The following is a 19,804-nucleotide window of genomic DNA, read 5'->3' as shown; positions in this document are numbered from 1 at the left end:
TGGGTTAATCAAAAAACAATATCTTGGTTATTTTACGGCTATTAACTTCATAGCATCTTCAGCGATAACCCATTCTTCATTCGTTGGGATCACCATTGCAATTGTACTACCTGCTTTAGTAATTACACCTTGCTGACCAAAACGGGCAGCTTTGTTGAGTGTGTCGTCAACGTTAAAGTTGAAGATCTCAAGTAAGTTAAGCACTTTTTCGCGAATAAGATTGGAGTTTTCACCGATGCCGCCTGTAAAGATAACGGCGTCTAGGCGGCCTAATGGCACTGTGTATGATGCAATGTACTTGGCTAAACGGTAACAGAAAATATCTAAGGCTAACGTAGCGCCTTTATGGCCGTCCTCATAACCTTCTTCGATGCCACGACAATCATTAGTTAGCTCTGAAATGCCCAATAAACCACTTTGTTTGTTAAGTAAGTTATTCACTTCATCCAGGGTGTAACCCAGTTGCTTCACTAAGTGGAAAATGATTGACGGGTCTAGATCACCACAACGAGTGCCCATGACTAAGCCTTCTAATGGGGTTAAGCCCATTGATGTGTCAACGCTTTTTCCGCCTTTAATCGCCGTCACTGAAGCACCATTGCCCAAATGAGCACAAATGACATTGGTGTCTTTAATGTCTTTACCTAATACTTTTGCAGCTTCGCGGCTCACAAATAAGTGGCTGGTACCATGCATGCCATAACGGCGGATACCGTGCTCGCGATAGAGCTTGTATGGAAGGGCATACACGTAGGCTTTTTCTGGCATTGATTGGTGGAATGCGGTATCGAACACTGCGACTTGCGGTAGCGCTGGGAACGAGGCAATAGCAGCACGAATACCAATTAAGTGAGCAGGGTTGTGCAAAGGAGCAAGTGAAGCACAATCTTCAATGCCTTGAATGACTTCTGGGGTAATGATGACAGAGCGAGTGAATTTTTCGCCGCCGTGAACGATGCGGTGACCAATGGCTTTAATTTGTGCGGCCAATTGTGGCTGTTCGGCTAAAATTTTATCAACGATAAATTCAACTGCTTCACGGTGAGCGGTAAATGCACCGAGTTTCGCTTCGTTTTTGCCGCCATTAAATTTCCATTTAATGCGTGAATCTTCTAAACCAAAACATTCCGCAAGACCAGAAATTTGTTCATCGCCTGATTGGGCATCAATGATGGCAAATTTTAATGAAGAGCTACCGCAGTTGAGCACGAGTACTAATTTGTCTGACATGTTAACGCCTTATAAGTCAATGAAACTAAATGAAATAATAAAATCCATTTTGGCTAAGGTTTATGATCATTCATAAACTTCACACTGAGTGTTCTTACCGAATTGATTGCTGCTGCAAAGCGCGACCAATCCAACAGTGTATTTTTGTCAATACACTGTATTATGTTACTGTTAATTCCATGTACTAGGCTGTTTAGGTACCCATATTGAACATGAATTTGATTACGTTATTTGCTGATGGTCGTCGTTATATGAAGACCTGGCCAATGGTGCGACAACTGGGGCTGTATTTCCCTGAATATCGAGTCGTCAAGGCTACCCAATTAGCCATGATATCGATGCCAGTGCTTGGCATTATTGCTGCTTCGAGCCAGCTGTATGTTTTAGGTTGGAGCTTTTTACCGCAAGCCATCACTGTATTACTTTTTTTTATTAGTTTGCCTATACAAGGTTTGCTGTGGCTTGGATGGCGAGCTCGCCACCCATTACCATTGTCTTTATTCGATTGGGGCAATCAACTCAGTTCAGCATTGACTGAGATGGGGGTTGCTTGCCAACCTCTTGGTGCCAAGGCCTGTTACCTAGACATGGCCACCATTTTAAAACTCGCTTTTGAACGTTTAGACCGACAATATTGGGATGAATTATAAGTCATCTTTTGCTTAAGCGGTCGCTAATTTAGTGCTGTTGACCACAATCTTGTTTAATATGTCGCTTTTATGCCACGGTCTAAAAACACTTGCTGTATTTGTTGCATTGTTTGTGCGCTTGGCGCACTCACATTGGCTAACGTGTAATCGTCACCATATGACTGCCACTTGTGTTCACCTAATGCGTGATAAGGCAGTAATTCTACTTTTTCAACGTTTTGCATTGGCTTAATAAATTCGGCTAATTCAATTGCAGACTCAACATCTTCAGTAAATCCAGCTACCACCACGTAACGTATCCAGGTTTTAATGTTGCGTTTGGCAAGGTATTGAGCAAATTGTAAGGTGCGATGATTACTGACTTTGGTTAAATCGATGTGCTTGGCATCATTCATTTGTTTAATATCGAGCAGGACTAAATCGGTATTGTCGAGCAGTTCGTCTATGACAGGTTCGTATTTACGCACAAACCCATTAGTGTCTAAACAAGTATGAATGCCCTGAGCTTTGCAGGCTTGGAACAGCTCGCTTACAAATTGCGCCTGGAGTATGGCTTCACCACCACTGGCTGTAATACCGCCGCCACTGGCGTCTAAGAAAGGTTGATAATCAACCAGCTGGCTCATTATGTCGTCAACTGAAATGAGTTTGCCGCCATCTAGATCCCATGTATCACGATTATGACAATACTGGCAGCGCATTAGGCAACCTTGCATAAAAGCGATATAGCGGATACCCGGTCCATCAACTGTACCGAAAGATTCCACTGAATGTATGCGACCTAACGTCATGGTTGTTCCTTAAATGTCGATAAAAAAAAGGCTGTATCGAGAGTGTTGATTCTTCGATACAGCCAATTTTAGCAGAGACTACAGACCTTTAGTGAAAGTACGCGTGATAACATCTTGCTGCTGTTCAGGCGTCAGTGCATTAAAGCGCACTGCGTAACCTGACACACGGATGGTCAATTGTGGGTATTTATCTGGGTTCACAATGGCATCTTCAAGCATTTCACGGTTCATCACGTTAACGTTTAAGTGTTGGCCACCTTCACGATTTGGTTTGCTAACAAAATAGCCATCCATTAATGATGCTAAGTTTGTACGGCGACCCATGTCATCTTTACCTAGTGCATTTGGCACGATAGAGAAGGTATAAGAGATACCGTCTTGAGCGTGGGCAAAAGGCAGTTTAGCAACCGATGTTAGTGAAGCAATTGCGCCATTTTCATCACGGCCATGCATTGGGTTAGCACCTGGAGCAAATGGTGCACCAGCGCGACGACCATCAGGGGTGTTACCGGTTTTCTTACCATAAACCACGTTAGAGGTGATGGTTAAGATTGACTGTGTTGGAATTGCATTGCGATACATTTTCTTATCGCGAATTTTAGCCATAAAGCGTTCAACTAAGTCACAGGCAATGTCATCAACTCGTGGGTCATTATTACCAAATTTTGGATAATCACCTTCGATATCAAAGTCAACTGCAATACCGTCTTCGTCACGAATTGGTTTAACTTTTGCGTATTTAATCGCAGACAATGAGTCAGCTGCAATCGATAAACCGGCAATACCACAGGCCATAGTACGGCGAACATCGCGGTCATGCAGGGCCATTAATGCAGATTCATAAGAGTATTTATCGTGCATAAAGTGAATGGCGTTTAGCGCTGTCACATAGTGAGTCGCTAACCAATCCATTAAGCCGTCTAAGCGAGACATGACATCATCAAACTCAAGTATTTCAGAGGTAATAGGTTCTGCTTTTGGTGCAATTTGTTTTTTCAGTTTTTCGTCAACGCCACCGTTGATGGCATAAAGCATCGTTTTAGCTAAGTTGGCACGAGCACCGAAGAACTGCATGTGTTTACCGACAATCATAGGGCTCACACAACAAGCGATAGCGTAATCGTCAGACTCAAAGTCAGGGCGCATTAGGTCATCGTTTTCATATTGAATAGAGCTGGTGTCAATAGACACTTTGGCACAGTAGCTTTTAAAACCTTGTGGTAATTTTGTTGACCATAATACGGTGATGTTTGGCTCTGGACTTGCCCCCATATTGTATAAGGTGTGCAAGAAACGGAAGCTAGACTTAGTCACTAATGTACGACCATCAATGCCCATACCAGCAATTGATTCTGTTGCCCAAATAGGGTCGCCTGAGAACAATTCATCGTATTCAGGAGTACGTAAGAAACGCACCATACGGAGTTTCATCACGAAATGGTCAACCATTTCTTGTGCTTGTTGTTCTGTTAATAAACCACTTTTGAGGTCACGTTCAATAAACACATCGAGGAAAGTCGATGTACGACCTAATGACATTGCCGCACCGTTTTGGCTTTTTACTGCAGCAAGGTAGCCAAAATAAGTCCATTGAATGGCTTCTTTGGCATTTTTAGCGGGTACAGAAATATCACAACCGTACTTAGCGGCCATGGTTTTCATTTGGCCTAGTGCACGATGTTGCTCTGAAATTTCTTCACGAAGCTGGATAACACTTTGTAAATCATCACCCGCTTCCATTTGAGCTTGTAATGACGCAAATTGGTTAAACTTATCTTGCATTAAATAGTCGATACCGTATAACGCGATACGACGGTAATCACCAATAATACGACCGCGGCCATATGCGTCAGGTAAACCGGTTAAGATACCTGATTTACGACATGCCATGATTTCAGGTGTGTATACATCAAACACACCCTGGTTGTGGGTTTTGCGTAATTCTGAATAAGTATATTGCACGTCAGCGTTGAGCTCGCGGCCATAAGCCTGGCAAGAACCTTCAACCATGCGAATACCGCCGTTAGGTAACATTGCGCGTTTTAACGGCGCTTCTGTTTGTAAACCGACGATAGTTTCAAGATCTTTGTTGATGTAACCAGCATCGTGCGACGTAATCGTCGACACCATGTCTGTATCGAAATCGACAGGGGCGTGAGTTTGGTTTTCTAATTTGATGCCTTCCATTACTTTATCCCATAGCGATAAAGTAGCATCAGTAGCACCTTCTAAGAATGACTCGTCACCCTCATAAGGAGTGTAGTTTTTCTGGATAAAGTCACGTACGTTAACTTCAGTTTTCCAATCGCCTGCTACGAAACCTTCCCACGCGTTGGCAAATAGTTCGGTTTTATCTGTCATTTACTTAACCCTCTGGTTGTTTAACTACGGATTCGATTGCAAGTGAAACTGGCGTTGTTATCCGTTGAGTATGTACATTCAATGTCTAGGAACATTCGCTAGACTGAGTCGTTTACCGCTTCTGCGACATTCTTGGCAACTTGTGTGCCTAACTCACTTAATGACGCTTCAGATGTAGTAACCGGCTAATGGTTTAAATTGGTAAGACCATTTATCCATGCATTAATAATAGCACAAGACTTCACTATTTTCGGCAGAATTCGTTAATGGATTGGTAAAAGTGTTAACTGGTTAACAATCCCGTTTATTATTTGGTGTCAGCCGGGCATAAAAAAGCGAAACCAGATCCGTTTCGCCTTTTTGATAGTGCTATGCGCTGGTTAAAATTACAACAACGCAGGGATGCCTTCAATCATACCCACAGCAAGCATGGCGGCTAAACAAATCACAAATGCAAGCCCAGGGATCACGATACGGTCAGCAAATGATAATGTTTTAGGACGCTCTTTATCACCAATTAAGCCATTGTTATCTAATAACATGGTTAATGCCCAGGCTAATACTGGATTGGCAACAAATGCGGCAAAAATACAAATACCTGCAGCTTGGCTGCTAGTGGTATCTTTTACCATTTGTAATCCGGCTTCAAGTAACGGTAAAAATACCCCTACCAGTAACGCAATTGACATCACAGGACGCCACACGGTGATATCCATCGGATAACCCACAATCGCCACAATAATACATAAACTGCCAAGTAAAATTGCACCCGCTGGAATTGGACGTTTAGCGATAGCGGCTGGGATCATGTATGTCCCCCAAGATGAGGTGATATTACCCCCACCCACAGCGGTCCCGACCATCTGCCTGATTGAACATGTGGTCATAGTGTCATCCACATCCATCAAGACTTTTTCAGCGCCTTTAGGGTAGTTCAGTTCTTGGAAAATACGGTGACCGAGAAAGTCTGGTGACCACATGGCAACCGCTAAAATAGCAAACGGTAACGAGGCAATAAAGTGCGCCATATTCGGTAAGCCTAACATCCAACCGTGTTCGGTAGAGCCCCACCAATACACAGGGTTTAGATTAGGAATACCAGGGGCGGTGGTAAATTGCAGGTCAAGCCCGGCGCCAAGACCAAATGCTAATGCAATGGCGGCAATTGAACATAATGGAATGGCTAACCAACGCTTGCCAAATTTGGCTAACGAGGCGTAGATAATCACGTTGATGACCAAAATAATAAAGGCAACATAACCCAATGAATAATCTAAACTGTGTTTAGCTTGCAAGCCGCCAGCCCAGTCGAACAAGGAGCCAATTTGGCTTTTTGCCCCCATAAAACCGAGGAAGACTAACAACCCTCCAGCAACCCCGCTACTGGTAAGATTGACCAGTTTTGAGCCGCCTTTAAAGTAACTGAGTATTAATCCAAATATACCGATTAATATGGCAAGTGCTAGAGGATGCGCACCGGCAAGGGCGATAGTACCAATGAGGGGGATCATGGGGCCGTGGTTACCACCCAGATTGGCGCGTGGATTAATTAATCCCGAACTAATAATGCAAAAGAGTAAGGCAGGAATGAGCATTTCTACGCGCACAATTTGAATAGCAAATTCGGCACCTAGACTCACATGATCCCACTTTTCACTTAAGCCAGAAGCCCATGCTGCCATTACTGCCGAGTACATAACAGTAATGCCAATGGTACCCGCGATGGCAGGGACTAAATCTTCCCATTCAAAGCGAAAATCACGTCCAGGAAGGTTAAGTCCCCAACGCCTTGGTTTCATTATTTTTAATTCGTTTTCTAAGTAGGCATCACGAGTAGCAAATTCACTGGCTGGGCGGTGAAGTTCGCTGTAACTCGCTTCTGTATCGGGTGTGGCTGAATGACTGGCTTTATCTGACATAATTTCTCATTCTCCGAAAAGAACAGGTTATTTCATCAATTGATGAAGTTGAGTGTGTTCCATTGAAGTGATGGCGGGTGTCCATTAGGTCAGCTTGCCAGTGAGCTTAATCAGCTCTAATCACTTTACTCGACTGTGATGCATTGTAATTAAATTGCATCACAGTGATGTCCATATTTACGGCTTAGTTAATGCTTATTTTGTGCTTTCACTTTCTTGGTAAGACCAATTTACCTGTTGATTTTAGCATAGGCTTGCGTAGTCATCACTTGCTATCAATAAAGTTGATGTTTTGTTTACGCTAAGTGGGAGCTGGTTAACAAGTTGATGGCAAAATTAGATCAATAAATACAGCTTAAATCGAGTCAAAAAGTCAAAAAATGTACAGCTTGATACTCAGTATCAATTTTACTGATCGAGTGTGACACTTTTATTTAGCGTAGTTGGGGCCCAAATTTAGATGTTCACGCAGCTTATATTTCGTTTGCAGAGCCAGTAAAGCATCATTAAATAATGCAACATGCTTTTGACTTAGAAACTCAGCGTAGAGGGCTCGCTTGGTCAGATAACGATACGTTTAACTTTGATTGGGTTTATTCATTTGATTGGGTTTATCGCAATCCGCATTAATAAGCGAAGGTTTTACCTAATAAAGGGCGCAAAAGGGGGAGAGTGGTGTTGCTGATTTTTTACGGACAAAGCCATTAATATTAAGTAATGACTTCACGATATTGCAATGTGATTAACCGAGTCGGCTCAAGTGCAACGTGATTCATACAAGGGCTGGATAGCGTAGGTTGCGACAGCAATTTAATCGCCGCAATCTACTTGATTCAACATGCTGAAACTATTGGGTTTAACAGGGGTAATACTTAAGTCTGCAATCAGTATGTCAGAGGAGGGCAGATTAACCCGTGGCGCATTATTCTCGAGTTAATCTTTTCGCTTCAGCAATGAGGCAATTGCGTAATGGGTTATCACCCGTGTCTTGACGCCAAATAAACGATAAATGGCGCTTTAAGTTTAGTTCCGGCGTGGTTAATACCACTAATTCCCCTTTGGCGACGTCTTTTTCAACATCTAAATAGGGCAGGCAACTTAAATATACGCCATTTTTGACTAATGCTTTTAATAAGCCGACATGTTCGTATTCTTTCCAAACATTTAATTGAACGATTAATCCGTGAATAGCGGCATCAAAAATGCGTCTTGTGCCAGCTCCAGGCTCTCTTAATACCCATTTTGCTTGTTCTAATTGCGACACACTGGTTTGTTTGTGTTTGGCAAATGGATGATGCGGTGAGGCTACGACCACAAGGTGATCGTCAATCCAGGGCTCTTGGTGTAATCGGCTGTCATCGATACGACCTTCAATAATCCCTAAATCAAATTGGTAATCAAGTACTTCTTTGGCGACGTGGTCACTATTTTCAACGGCTATTTCAATCCTCAGCTCAGGAAAATCATTATCAATTTTACTGATAAGCTTAGGCAATAAATGTTCTGCTGCTGTCTGGCTTGAACACAGTTTAACCGTGCCGCTAATAATATGTTGGTCATGCAGGCCTAAGGCAATTTGTTGCGCATCTTGCAATAACTTTTGTGCTCTTGGGCGCAGCCATTGCCCCCAGTGGCTCATTATTAGCCGATTTCCCTGGCGAATAAATAGCGGCCGTCCTAATAAATGCTCTAGTTGGCTTAACGACATGCTGACCGCAGATTGACTCATCGATAATTTTTTGGCCGCAGCACTAACACTTTCGAAACTGGCGACAGCATCAAAAACAGCGATTTGTTTCAGTGTATAGTGCATAAGTTACCTATTGATTATTCGAGCTTTAAATTTTTATGTTGGTTAATCGTCGTTTATTTTTGTGGTTTGGTACAGTGCTTAATGTTGGTTTTGTGGCGAGGTTAGCAGTAATTTACGTTCACTCAGGATAAGGACTGGCGTAAATAGATTATAAATAAAGAAACGGCATCCTAAGATGCCGTTCGAATATCGATCAATGATACGGATTAGCTATCCATATTTAGAACTTGTATGTAGCTGTTGTGTGGAAGTAACGGCCTACGTTGTCATAAGCAGAACTTTCTGCACTAGTCCCTGTTGTGCCGTAAGGTAAGTCACGATTAAATAGATTATCAATACCAAATTTTAATGAAATACCAGAATCGAAGCTGTAAGACACAGAGGCATCGCTGATGTAGTAATCACCATATGCCATCGCGCTGCTAGGATTCGCGTTGTTGTCCAGGGTGTAGTTAGTGTATAAATCTACCGCCTGAATGTAACGGGTTCTCCACGAGTAGTCCCAATTATCGATAGCATAGTTAATGCTCCAGTTAGCTTGCCATTTAGCATAACCTGCAGTACCGGCAAATTCTTCGAAGGCATCTGGCTCATCTTGGAACAAGAAGTCTTTACGTTTTAATAGACGAGTTGCAACAATATTTGTGCGAACATCACCATTAAATGCTTCAAAGGTATAACTGATATCAAAGTCGATACCCGCGGCTTCAAGTGCAGAGATGTTTAATGATTGCTGTCTAATTTCGGTAATTTCACTGGTGCTTGAATCGCGAGTAATTAACTTACAATACTCATTATCAATACCATTTTTTGAGTCGACGCAGCGGTTAAGAATATTTTGTGAATCTACAACACTAATGGCATTTTCTATTTCAATGTTCCAATAGTCAGTTGTAATCGATAAACCATCGATAAAGCCTGGCTGATAAACCACGCCTAAGGTGTAACTCTTAGACTCTTCTGCTTCTAATTCTTCATTGCCACTGCTGACACCGTCAAGGGTTTCATCGTCATAATCAGAATCAAAACCCGTTGCCACACCTAAAGCTGTGCAGTTTGCTTGGCGGATTGTTGAATCATTTTGCTCGCCTAAACTGGTTGCACGACAAGGATCTTCTACACTGAAGAAGGTTTGGCTTTCTGCGCCGTAAAGCTCACTGATGTTAGGTGCACGAATGGCTTCAGAGTAAGTGGTACGGACACGAATTTCGTCGTCTACTTCCCAGCTTAAGCCTGTTTTCCACGTTGTTGCATTGCCAATGGTGCTGTAATCAGCAAAACGGATAGCAAGGTCGAGATCTAACTGACGAACCATGGGTAAATCAGCAAGTAACGGTAAGGTCATTTCAGCAAATATTTCGCGAACGTTAAACTCACCTTTATCTTCGCCTAGTACGTTAAAGAATGTACCTTCAGCATTATTAGGTTCAAATACTTCACTTTCTTCTTTGCGGTATTCAACACCCGTAGAGAAACCAACATAACCGGCTGGCAATTCAAACAAACCAGAGTTTGTCATGCTGCCGCCTAACACCGTTTGCTTAATAACAGATGTGCCTGTAGACGTGGTATTAATATAATCGATGGCTTCCTGGCTTGGTGCGCCATAACCAAAAATATCAACCGCAACACAACCTGCCGCTCTTGCCGTTTCGTCACGACACACAGCTTCACCATCCACTAAAATCGAATCAAGTGCGTTGCTATAGTTACTATATACAAGGTTGTTTTTATTAATACGTTCAAGATCAGTCTGACCATAAACGGCATAAAGATCGTAGTCCCAATCTTCAAAAACAATACCGTCTAAGCCTAAAACATAACGTTGAGTTTCACGGGTATCATCTTCAATGCGCGCACCTAAGTCAGTCATAAAGCGACGAACATTGATGGTGTCTGTATTATTGTCTCGCATTAGGCTTGCCAGTTCAGGGCTGACAAAGGCGTTATCAATGCTAACGTTGTTCACTGGGTTGCTAAAGAAGAATGCAGGCTGACTTTCACCGGTTGACTGACTATTAGCGTATTTAGCTTCAAAATACACATTATGGTCATCGTTCAGTTGATAGTTGGTTTTAAAGTTAACGTTGTAACGCTCAAATTCTGGTTGCAATGTAACAAACTGATTTAAGTTAGTGAAATCACACTCAGCACAACGGATACCATCAACATTTTTACCTAAATACACATCTTTCATTGAACCGTCGGCATTAAAGGTTTTCCAACCATCTAAATAAATCGTACCGGCGTTACTAATGCTGTAATGGCCAGCATTAGGTGTCAGGATTTTGTCTGGGTTAGCCGGGTCGTTATTGTCTTCTGTGCGACTTGTATTGGCTAAACTGGCAAAAGCAGTTGAGGTTTGATCACGGTCAAATGCACGTAATTGCTCCTGAGAGCTATATTCCACCGCAAAAGCAACGTTACCATCACCTTGTGCAAAGTCTTTACCGTAAGATAACGAAAAGCGATCTTTTTTAAAGTCGCTATCATCGGCCCAGCCTTTGGTGGCTGATACATCTAAACCGTTAACATTTTTCTTTAAAATAAAGTTAACAACACCGGTTACCGCATCTGCACCATAAATTGCCGATGCGCCACCTGTGATCACTTCTACTTTATCAATCCACACACTTGGGATGGTGTTAACGTCTACAGACGATGAACCCGCAGAGCTTGATACATGGCGTTTACCATTAACAAGCACCAATGTTCTGGCGGTACCCATGCTTCTTAAATCAAGTATGTTAAGCCCTGATGTGCCAATTGAATTACCTGAATTCGCTAATGAGAAAGTATTACCAAGTGCAGGTAATTGGTTTAGCGCTTCACCAATATTGGTTACACCTGTTGATAATAATTCATCACCGGTAATCACTGTCACAGGCGTTGGCGCAATTGCACCTTCACGAATAATACGTGAACCAGTGACTGAAATACGTTCTACATTTGACGCCGCGGTGTCTTCAGCGATGGCATTGATTGATGTGGTGGCAGACAACACGACACCACTCATTAACGCAATGCGAACCGCATTGGCTAATTTTGAATTAACTTGCATTTTATCACTCCCAGAAATGTTTTTTATTATGATGTAATTAATTGCAGCACTTCGCAGAGTAGGCTGACATAACATTACACGAGCATGGGTATAACGATAAATTCAATAAAAAACAACACTATAAAGATTAGGTATTTAAAAATAAGCGTTAACTCATGTCGTCATTTTAATAAACAAATAATCAACAAGTGAGTGACTAAAATACAAATTTGTCAGGACGATAATTTACAAAAGCTGAATTTGTTACGGAATTGTATCGATTGAGGCGTTTTTGATGGGTTATAGGTGAATGACCAATCTAATCTTGTTGATTATATGTAAAGTGAATTATTTCACAATTTAGATGAATTTATTTAACGATGTGATCTTTTAATATAAAAATGACGTTAAACAGTCAGATTGAATATTGGATTCAATATATTTTCACTTCGATTAATTTGCTCAAATCAGTGAGTCATAATCACTAATAGATTCATTTATGCGGTATTTATGCAGAAAATATCACTATTTATTGCTTATCTAGTGAGTTTTGCGTGTAGACAAGAATATCACATTAAGTTGAATCTTGGACATGCAATAAACTTTGTATTTTATTGTTTTGCTCTTGTTGATTTAAAAAGTAGAAACAATAGAAGGTTAGTCAAAATAGAAGCAATAAAAAATGCCAACAAGTTCATTGTTGGCATTTTAGGATTGCTTTAGCCTTATTTCAGGCCCAAGTTTTGTATTACTGTACGTTCTCGCTGTCGCTAAATTCGCCAGCAAATAATACTGATGATAAATAACGCTCTGCTGCAGAAGGTAAAATAACCACAATAGTCTTATCTGCAAATTCAGGTAATGCGGCGATACGGTTGGCAGCCACTACAGCTGCACCAGAAGAAATACCCACTAGGATACCTTCTTCTTTCATTAAACGGCGCGCCATTTCAATTGAATCTTCATTACTTACAGCTTCAACACGGTCAATAATCGACAAATCTAAGTTACCAGGAATAAAGCCAGCACCGATACCTTGAATTTTGTGTGGACCTGGTTGAATCGGTTGTCCTGCTAACGCTTGGGCAATAACCGGTGAATCAACGGGCTCTACGGCAACAGAAGTAATGGTTTTACCTTGCGCTTTCAAGTAGCGGCTCACACCTGTTAACGTACCGCCAGTACCTACACCGGCAACAAACACATCAACTTCACCATCGGTATCGTTCCAGATTTCTGGGCCGGTGGTTTTTTCATGAATTTCTGGGTTAGCAGGGTTACTAAATTGACCCAGCACTAAATATTTTTCTGGCGCTGATTGGCGAATTTCTTCAGCCTTATCGATGGCACCTTTCATGCCTTTGGCGCCTTCTGTTAACACTAGGTTTGCACCTAATGCTTTAAGCAGTTTGCGACGCTCAAGGCTCATGGTGTTTGGCATGGTTAGGGTTAACTTGTAACCACGTGCAGCAGCAACATAAGCAAGTGCAATACCTGTGTTACCCGAAGTCGGTTCAATTAACTCGATATCTTTGGTTAGCAGACCTTTCTTTTCAGCATCCCAAATCATGTTCGCGCCAATACGACACTTAACACTGAAGCTTGGGTTACGGGCTTCTACTTTTGCTAACACTTTGCCATTGCTGACACGGTTTAAACGAACTAACGGGGTATTACCTAAAGTGTATGAATTATCTTCGAAAATTTTGCTCATGGATTATTTGCTCCTATGGTTGCATTGCTCAATCATAATCTGCTTGGCAGGATTTAGAAGTGAAAGTTTGTTCTTCTTTATTCCTTTTAGTTATTAGCGTTAATGCTGTTATACTAAAACGACAGTTTTTGGCGGGTTTTCGGGCTTTTCGGCCAAATAAACACCATTCGATGGTCCGACCATCATGCAAATTTAATTTAGTATGACGAAAACAAAATATAAAATACTAGAATAGCTGCAATAAGTTAATTCAGCTCGGTTGAAATGTAACGAGGCAGATGACGAGCGTGATTATTGCGATAGCATTATCATACTTCACTCGCATCATGGGAATGTCTGGTTGCTGATGAGCATTAACTCACTTACTCACTAATAATGGTAGAGCAAAATGAATAAAGTTGTGATTTCTGGCAGTGGTTTATATACCCCTCCTTATAGCGTGTCTAACGATGAATTGGTGACCTGTTACAACAGTTATGTTGATCAATTTAACCAACAGCATGCTGCAGACATTGAAGCAGGCACTACTGCTGCATTGGCTTACTCTTCGAGTGAGTTTATTGAAAAAGCATCAGGTATTAAAAGTCGTTATGTGATGGTAAAAGACGGTATTTTAGATACAGACATCATGATGCCCTTGATTGCCGACAAACCTTCTGATGCTTTATCAATGCAAGCTGAAATGGGGATTGCAGCGGCAACGCAAGCCTTAGCGCAAGCCAATTTAACCGCAGACGATATTGATTTAGTCATTGTCGCCTGTGCTTATACCCAGCGAGCGTACCCGGCCATTGCGATTGAAATACAACAAGCTATGGGCACTAAAGGCTTTGCGTATGACATGTTAGTGGCGTGTTCGTCTGCGACGTTTGCTATTGTGAATGCGGTTAATGCCATCCGCGGTGGTACGGCTAATCGTGTGTTAGTGATTAATCCTGAGCTGACTTCACCACAAATTAACTTCCGCGATCGCGATAGCCACTTTATCTTTGGTGATGTGGCGACGGCCGTGGTGGTTGAGCGTGCTGAGCTTTCAACCTCAGAGCATGCCTTTAGTGTGTTATCGACGCGATGTGTCACTGACTACTCAAGTAATATTCGCAGCAACTTCGGTTTTGTTAACCGCTGCGATCCTGCGCAGGCCAACAGCGCAGATAAACTATTTCACCAACAAGGGCGCAAAGTGTTTAAAGAGTTGCTGCCGATGATTTATCAGCACCTTGACGCACAATTTTCTGATGAACAAATAAAGCCTGAAGAATTTAAGCGTTTATGGCTCCATCAAGCCAACATAAACATGAATTTATTTGTAGTGAAGAAGCTTCTTGGTGATAATGTTGAGCCATCACAAGCACCTATCGTACTTGATGAATATGCTAATACAGCATCGGCAGGGTCAGTGATTGCATTTCATAAATTCAATCAAGATTTTAAAACGGGCGATTTAGGTTTATTGTGCTCATTTGGCGCTGGCTATTCGATAGGTAGTATAGTGCTCGAAAAGTGCTAACTCATTAGTGCACCGATAATAATTAACAAGGTGAAAGTATTGCGAGTATTGATTGTTGAAGACAGCACTACCATATCTAAAATCTTGAAGCATTTAATTGTACAAGATCTTGGTTATCATGTGGACGTTGCGCCAGATATGTCTAGTGCATTGGCGTTATTAGAGCAACATCAATACTTTGTCGTCGTCGCAGACTTAAACCTGCCAGACGCCTCCAATGGTGACATTGTGCGTCTGGTATTAACGTCTTATAAAACGCCTTGTATTGTGCTCACCAGTAATTTAGATGCTCACCAGCGTCGGGAAATTCTCAAGCTTGGTATTGTTGATTATATTCCTAAAGATAATCGATACAGCTATCAATACGTGGTTAAACTTATCGACAGGTTGTATCGCAATCAACAGGTTAAAGTGTTGGTGGTCGATGACTCAGTGGTTAGCCGTAAATTTGTGCGTATGTTGCTTGAACATCATTTGTTTCAAGTGATTGAAGCAAAGGACGGTGAAGAAGCATTAACGGTACTTGAGCAAGAGCCTGATATTCAGTTGTTGATTACTGACTACAACATGCCAAAAATTGATGGTGTAGAATTAATATTGCGGGTACGCGAGAAATATAATCGCGAAGATATCGCGATTATTGGCTTATCGAATGACAACGACGAAAGCTTATCGGCCAAGTTTATTAAAAACGGTGCCGATGATTTCTTGCAAAAACCGTTTGTCCATGAAGAGTTTCATTGCCGGGTACTTAATACTTTAGATGCGCTCGATATGATGCGCAATTTATGGGCTAAGGCTAATCGTGATTATTTAACTCAATCTTACACTCGTCGGTATTTTTTCAGTCAGCATAATAGCAAAGACTCTGATAACGGATTATTGTCGGTGGCATTGTTAGATTTAGATTTTTTCAAAAAAATTAACGATACCCATGGTCATGATGTTGGCGATCAAGTGTTAATTGAATTTGCTCAGCGATTAGAAAATGCTTTTGCAGCAAACTTTACTGTTGCACGTTTTGGTGGTGAAGAGTTTGTGATTGCCTTTAAAGGCTTGGACAGCACTAAAGCCAGTACGTTAGTGAATAAGTTTAGAGAGCAATGTACCATAAGCCCTATATCTACCACGGCGGGGGATTTACAGGTGTCATTCAGTTGCGGCGTATCGACCCGAGATAACGAAACGCTCGATCATGCATTACAGCGCGCCGATGAGTTACTCTATCAAGCCAAAGCGGCAGGGCGTAACCAGGTGATGAGTCAGTAATACTTATTGTTTAACCCTAAGATACACACACAAACGCCGTTGATCATATTTATCAACGGCGTTTTTGTGTGGCTAATTTATTGGCATGCTTTATAACAACCAGGCATAACTCAGCTTCATGAAGTAGGTTTTCTCATGTTGCGTTAACGAATCTATGTCATCGTTTGCCACAAATGCGTCAGAATACCCCACATAAAATACACTTTGCGGATTTAACTTATAGCCGTATAGCAATTCGTTGCCTAAGTCTTGATAGAGCTTATCTGGATTTTGGTACAGATATAAATTAGGGTCGCGTTCAATGCGGGTATATACACTGCTTAAGCGGATAAAGCTATTGAGGGTTAATTGCCAATTTAAGCGTACATCACTGAGGTTGGCGGTAAATAAACGGCCATCGGCAACATCTAAGGTTTGGTAACGGTGTGAAAAATCGAGCACTAACGACTCTGTTATCTTCCATTCAATACCCGGATTATACATGTGTACTGTAGCAGGGCGGTTGTTGGCAAAATCGATATCATCACCCAAGTACATATCCAATTCGAGCTTGAGTGAGCCTACTGGGGTAAAATTGGTATATAACCAGCCTAAGGTTTCTTCAAACAGGGTGGTGTTATCGTTAATATCAATGATGCTCGGGTTATGACGTCTGCCCACTCGTTCGCGCTGAATAATTCCTGTCGCAATATAACTTTGTAAGCCACCTTCAAACTCAATAAACATTTCGGTTTCTTGTTCGAGGCGTTCATTATTTTGGCTATGGGTAATATCCCAGTCTCCGCCCAATTCTATGCGGTTAAAAAAGCTGTTGTCCGGATACCAAATATAACCGCCACCAAACACAAATTTAGCTAAATCAACTTTATCGATAAAGCCTAAATCGGCTCTAAAATCGCTGCCTATTGATTCATAATTAGTAGAGACATACCAGCTCCGACGCTCGTGTTGATAGGCAATGTTGTACATTCTATCATCAAATTTATCGTCTTTATTGGTGCGCAATACTCGTTCGTTAATGGCACAATCACCTATTTCACAGCCATCTAAAGCATCACTACAATCGTCACTACCGCAAAATTGATTGAAAAATTCATCTGGGTATTGTGTTTGCGAGTGGGCATATTGCGCGGTAAACGTGTCTTGCTTCGTGGGTTGATATTTAACGTCAACGCTTGCTAAATAGTTATGGTAATCATCCGCTTGCTTTAAGGTGACTAAACCACCAATCGAAAATTGCTTACTCGGGTCAAATCGGTATCGCGTTGCAACGTTATGGCTTTGCTCATTAATGACAGCAATATCGGAGCTTAGGTTACCAGGCACTAAAAATTGGCTTTGAATGTCATTAGCCGCCAACATTGCAAAGGTATGATCGTCAGTTTTGCTGGTGAGCTTTAAACCATAGTCTGGCGAGCCAATATTACGGGTATGCAGTAAATCTAATTGAGTATCAAAATAGTCTTTATTGTCTAAAAAGAACGCGCGTTTCTCTGGGAAAAATAGCGCAAAGGTATTGTTAACATCTAATTGCCCTGCGTCGGCTTCAACTTGTGAGAAATCGGGGTTAATGGTGGCATTAAGTAACGTCGTTGGGGTGATCCCCCAACGTAGGTCAACACCCGCTTCCACGTTGGTATTATCTTGCCACGGGCCTGTTGATGCAATGTCTCGCTGATGATTTTGGTCAGCCACAAAAGATGGCGTTATTTGGAGGTCTTTACCTTGTGTCGCTCCAGCAAGGCCAGAGGCTGTACCTAATTGGCAAAGCTGGCATGCTACATTACGATCAATTTGATGAGTCGATAATCGATGGGTTTCATTACGAGGATAAAAACGGACTAATTCTATCCCCCACGTTTGCAAAGGGTGGCTGTCATCAAAGTTAAACAAGCGCAGTGGCAGTTGTATTTCAACTTGATAGCCTTGCTCGGTCAATTTACCTTTACTGTACCAAATACCGTCCCAGGCATCACTTTCCTGGCCAGTGAGTTCGTTTTCAATTGAATCACTTTGTACCCCATAAGCATTGATAAAAAATTGGTAGGCTAGACGGGCATTGTTAAACGTGTCGAGCTTAATACCGACCATATCGTCGCCCCAGGATTTATCTCGGTCTCTCAGGTTTACCCTGATATTCTCTGGCGATGGATCGTGAGCGATAAAGGCAAAATACAAGCTAGTTTCAGAGGCAAATACTTTGGCATAGGTATTGACTGGGGCGGCAATATTTTCCCCTGGAGAGGTTTCGTATTTTAACATTACCTGTGCTGCTTGCTGCCAAACAGGCTCATTGAAGTCACCATCGATTTCAACTTCTTGATTGATAGTTGGAATATCTAAATGAAATTGTTGGCTAGAACCGGCAAAGCAGTCTTGCGATATAGCACCGGACATAACCCCAGACACAATACTTGCAATGAATACACCACGAAAAAAGTTAATCACAACCACAGTTTCTCTTTATTGTTATTTTGGCCATTGTCGCAAAAAAGTGGGTTCAGGGTAGGTCTGACATGTAATAAAAATATCAATGAATTGTTACAGAATGTTGGGCAGGCATAAAAAAGCCCGTTCAACAGAACGGGCTCATTGTGGAACATTGCATCATACCGGCTAAAACGCAGCGATTAACACACTAGTCAGGTGCAATCATTGGGTTTTTATAGGCTTCGCGATATTTGTCGACCCACATTGAGGTTGCACCACAAATTGCCACAGGCATCACAATAAAGTTCACAATCGGGATCATTGAAAACAAAGTGACCGATGCGCCAAAACTGTAGCTCGAACCTTTGGTGTTTTTAAGGGCAAACTTCATGTCATCAAAGCTGACTTTATGGTTATCAAATGGGTAATCACAATATTGAATCGCCATCATCCAGGCGGTAAATAAAAACCATAAAATCGGCGCTGCAGTTTGGCCGATGACGGGAACCCAAAATAACACCAAAAATAGCAATGCTCTGGGTAGATAGTACTTAAGCTTTGTCCATTCCCGTCCGAGCACACGCGGTAAATCTTTAACCATGTCGATAGACGTGCCAGTGTTTAAGTTTTTGCCGGTAAGATGTTGTTCCACTTTTTCAGCGAGTAAGCCATTAAAAGGGGCGGCTAACCAGTTCATTACCGAACTGAATATAAACGACATCACCACTAACATAGTCAGCACTGCCAAGGGCCATAAAAAGAAATGCAACCAACTCAGGTAATCGGGTAATTGGCCATCCATCCAGTCAAAAAGTTGTGTCAGTTGGCCAACAGCAAGATACATCGCTCCAGCAAAAAGCACTAAATTGATCATCAGCGGGATAAACACAAATGAGCGTAACCCTGGCTGTTTAATTAATTGAAAGCCTTGCATAAAATAATTTACACCGCTCTTTTTAACGGTCTGAGTGTTGTTTACCATGTAACTCGCCTATTTTGTGACTCATGACATTGATTTTGACTAGGCAAAGACAATAAAACAAGCGATAAACTGTTTCAAAAGGATAAAAATCGTTA

Annotated in this window: 12 protein-coding genes; 3 read left to right on the top strand and 9 right to left on the bottom strand. The window is 41.8% G+C overall.

From position 1 onward, the window contains the following. Positions 1-27: 27 nt before the first annotated feature. Complete coding sequence (gene ackA / locus AC19MX_RS00480) at positions 28-1,230, bottom strand: acetate kinase (RefSeq protein WP_432402655.1); 1,203 nt, start codon at positions 1,228-1,230, stop codon at positions 28-30. A gap of 212 nt (positions 1,231-1,442) precedes the next feature. On the opposite strand from ackA, the gene yfbV reads away from it, so the two are divergent. Continuing rightward, entirely contained in the window at positions 1,443-1,880 is a 438-nt protein-coding gene (gene yfbV, locus AC19MX_RS00475; RefSeq protein WP_432402657.1) for a terminus macrodomain insulation protein YfbV, read from the top strand. Positions 1,881-1,933: 53 nt separating this feature from the next. On the opposite strand, the gene pflA is transcribed toward yfbV, so the two are convergent. The 6 genes from pflA to cysK all read right to left on the bottom strand — a co-directional run bounded on the left by pflA (position 1,934) and on the right by cysK (position 13,518). Next, positions 1,934-2,671: a pyruvate formate lyase 1-activating protein gene (gene pflA / locus AC19MX_RS00470; RefSeq protein WP_432402659.1), complete on the bottom strand. Its 738-nt coding sequence runs from the start codon at positions 2,669-2,671 to the stop codon at positions 1,934-1,936. Between the two features lie 78 nt (positions 2,672-2,749). Continuing rightward, entirely contained in the window at positions 2,750-5,032 is a 2,283-nt protein-coding gene (gene pflB / locus AC19MX_RS00465) for a formate C-acetyltransferase (RefSeq protein WP_432402661.1), read from the bottom strand. A gap of 386 nt (positions 5,033-5,418) precedes the next feature. After that, the gene (locus AC19MX_RS00460; protein ID WP_432402663.1) at positions 5,419-6,951 is read right to left on the bottom strand and encodes a DUF3360 family protein; all 1,533 of its coding nucleotides are present in this window, start codon (positions 6,949-6,951) and stop codon (positions 5,419-5,421) included. A 922-nt stretch (positions 6,952-7,873) separates the two neighbouring features. Then, positions 7,874-8,764 carry a LysR substrate-binding domain-containing protein gene (locus AC19MX_RS00455; protein ID WP_432402665.1) on the bottom strand — a complete coding sequence of 297 codons (891 nt, stop codon included), beginning with the start codon at positions 8,762-8,764 and terminating at the stop codon, positions 7,874-7,876. 220 nt (positions 8,765-8,984) lie between these two features. Then, the gene (locus AC19MX_RS00450; RefSeq protein ID WP_432402667.1) at positions 8,985-11,825 is read right to left on the bottom strand and encodes a TonB-dependent receptor domain-containing protein; all 2,841 of its coding nucleotides are present in this window, start codon (positions 11,823-11,825) and stop codon (positions 8,985-8,987) included. 727 nt (positions 11,826-12,552) lie between these two features. Further along, positions 12,553-13,518: a cysteine synthase A gene (cysK, locus tag AC19MX_RS00445; RefSeq protein WP_432402669.1), complete on the bottom strand. Its 966-nt coding sequence runs from the start codon at positions 13,516-13,518 to the stop codon at positions 12,553-12,555. Positions 13,519-13,906: 388 nt separating this feature from the next. Between cysK and AC19MX_RS00440 the strand changes: the two genes are divergently transcribed. Next, a complete protein-coding gene (locus tag AC19MX_RS00440) occupies positions 13,907-15,028 on the top strand; it encodes a beta-ketoacyl-ACP synthase III (protein ID WP_432402671.1) in 1,122 nt (373 codons plus the stop codon). 39 nt (positions 15,029-15,067) lie between these two features. Beyond that, positions 15,068-16,297, top strand: a complete 1,230-nt coding sequence (locus AC19MX_RS00435) for a response regulator (RefSeq protein WP_432402673.1) — start codon at positions 15,068-15,070, stop codon at positions 16,295-16,297. 90 nt (positions 16,298-16,387) lie between these two features. Here AC19MX_RS00435 and AC19MX_RS00430 read toward each other — a convergent pair whose 3' ends face one another. Together AC19MX_RS00430 and cysZ are read right to left on the bottom strand one after the other, a co-directional pair. After that, the gene (locus AC19MX_RS00430; RefSeq protein WP_432402837.1) at positions 16,388-18,694 is read right to left on the bottom strand and encodes a carbohydrate binding family 9 domain-containing protein; all 2,307 of its coding nucleotides are present in this window, start codon (positions 18,692-18,694) and stop codon (positions 16,388-16,390) included. A 241-nt stretch (positions 18,695-18,935) separates the two neighbouring features. After that, positions 18,936-19,709: a sulfate transporter CysZ gene (gene cysZ, locus AC19MX_RS00425; RefSeq protein WP_432402675.1), complete on the bottom strand. Its 774-nt coding sequence runs from the start codon at positions 19,707-19,709 to the stop codon at positions 18,936-18,938. Positions 19,710-19,804: the final 95 nt, after the last annotated feature.

Source organism: Shewanella sp. MF05956, assembly GCF_059758055.1.
The sequence above is the reverse complement of the archived record's forward strand: the minus strand, read 5'-3'. Positions and strand labels throughout refer to the sequence as shown.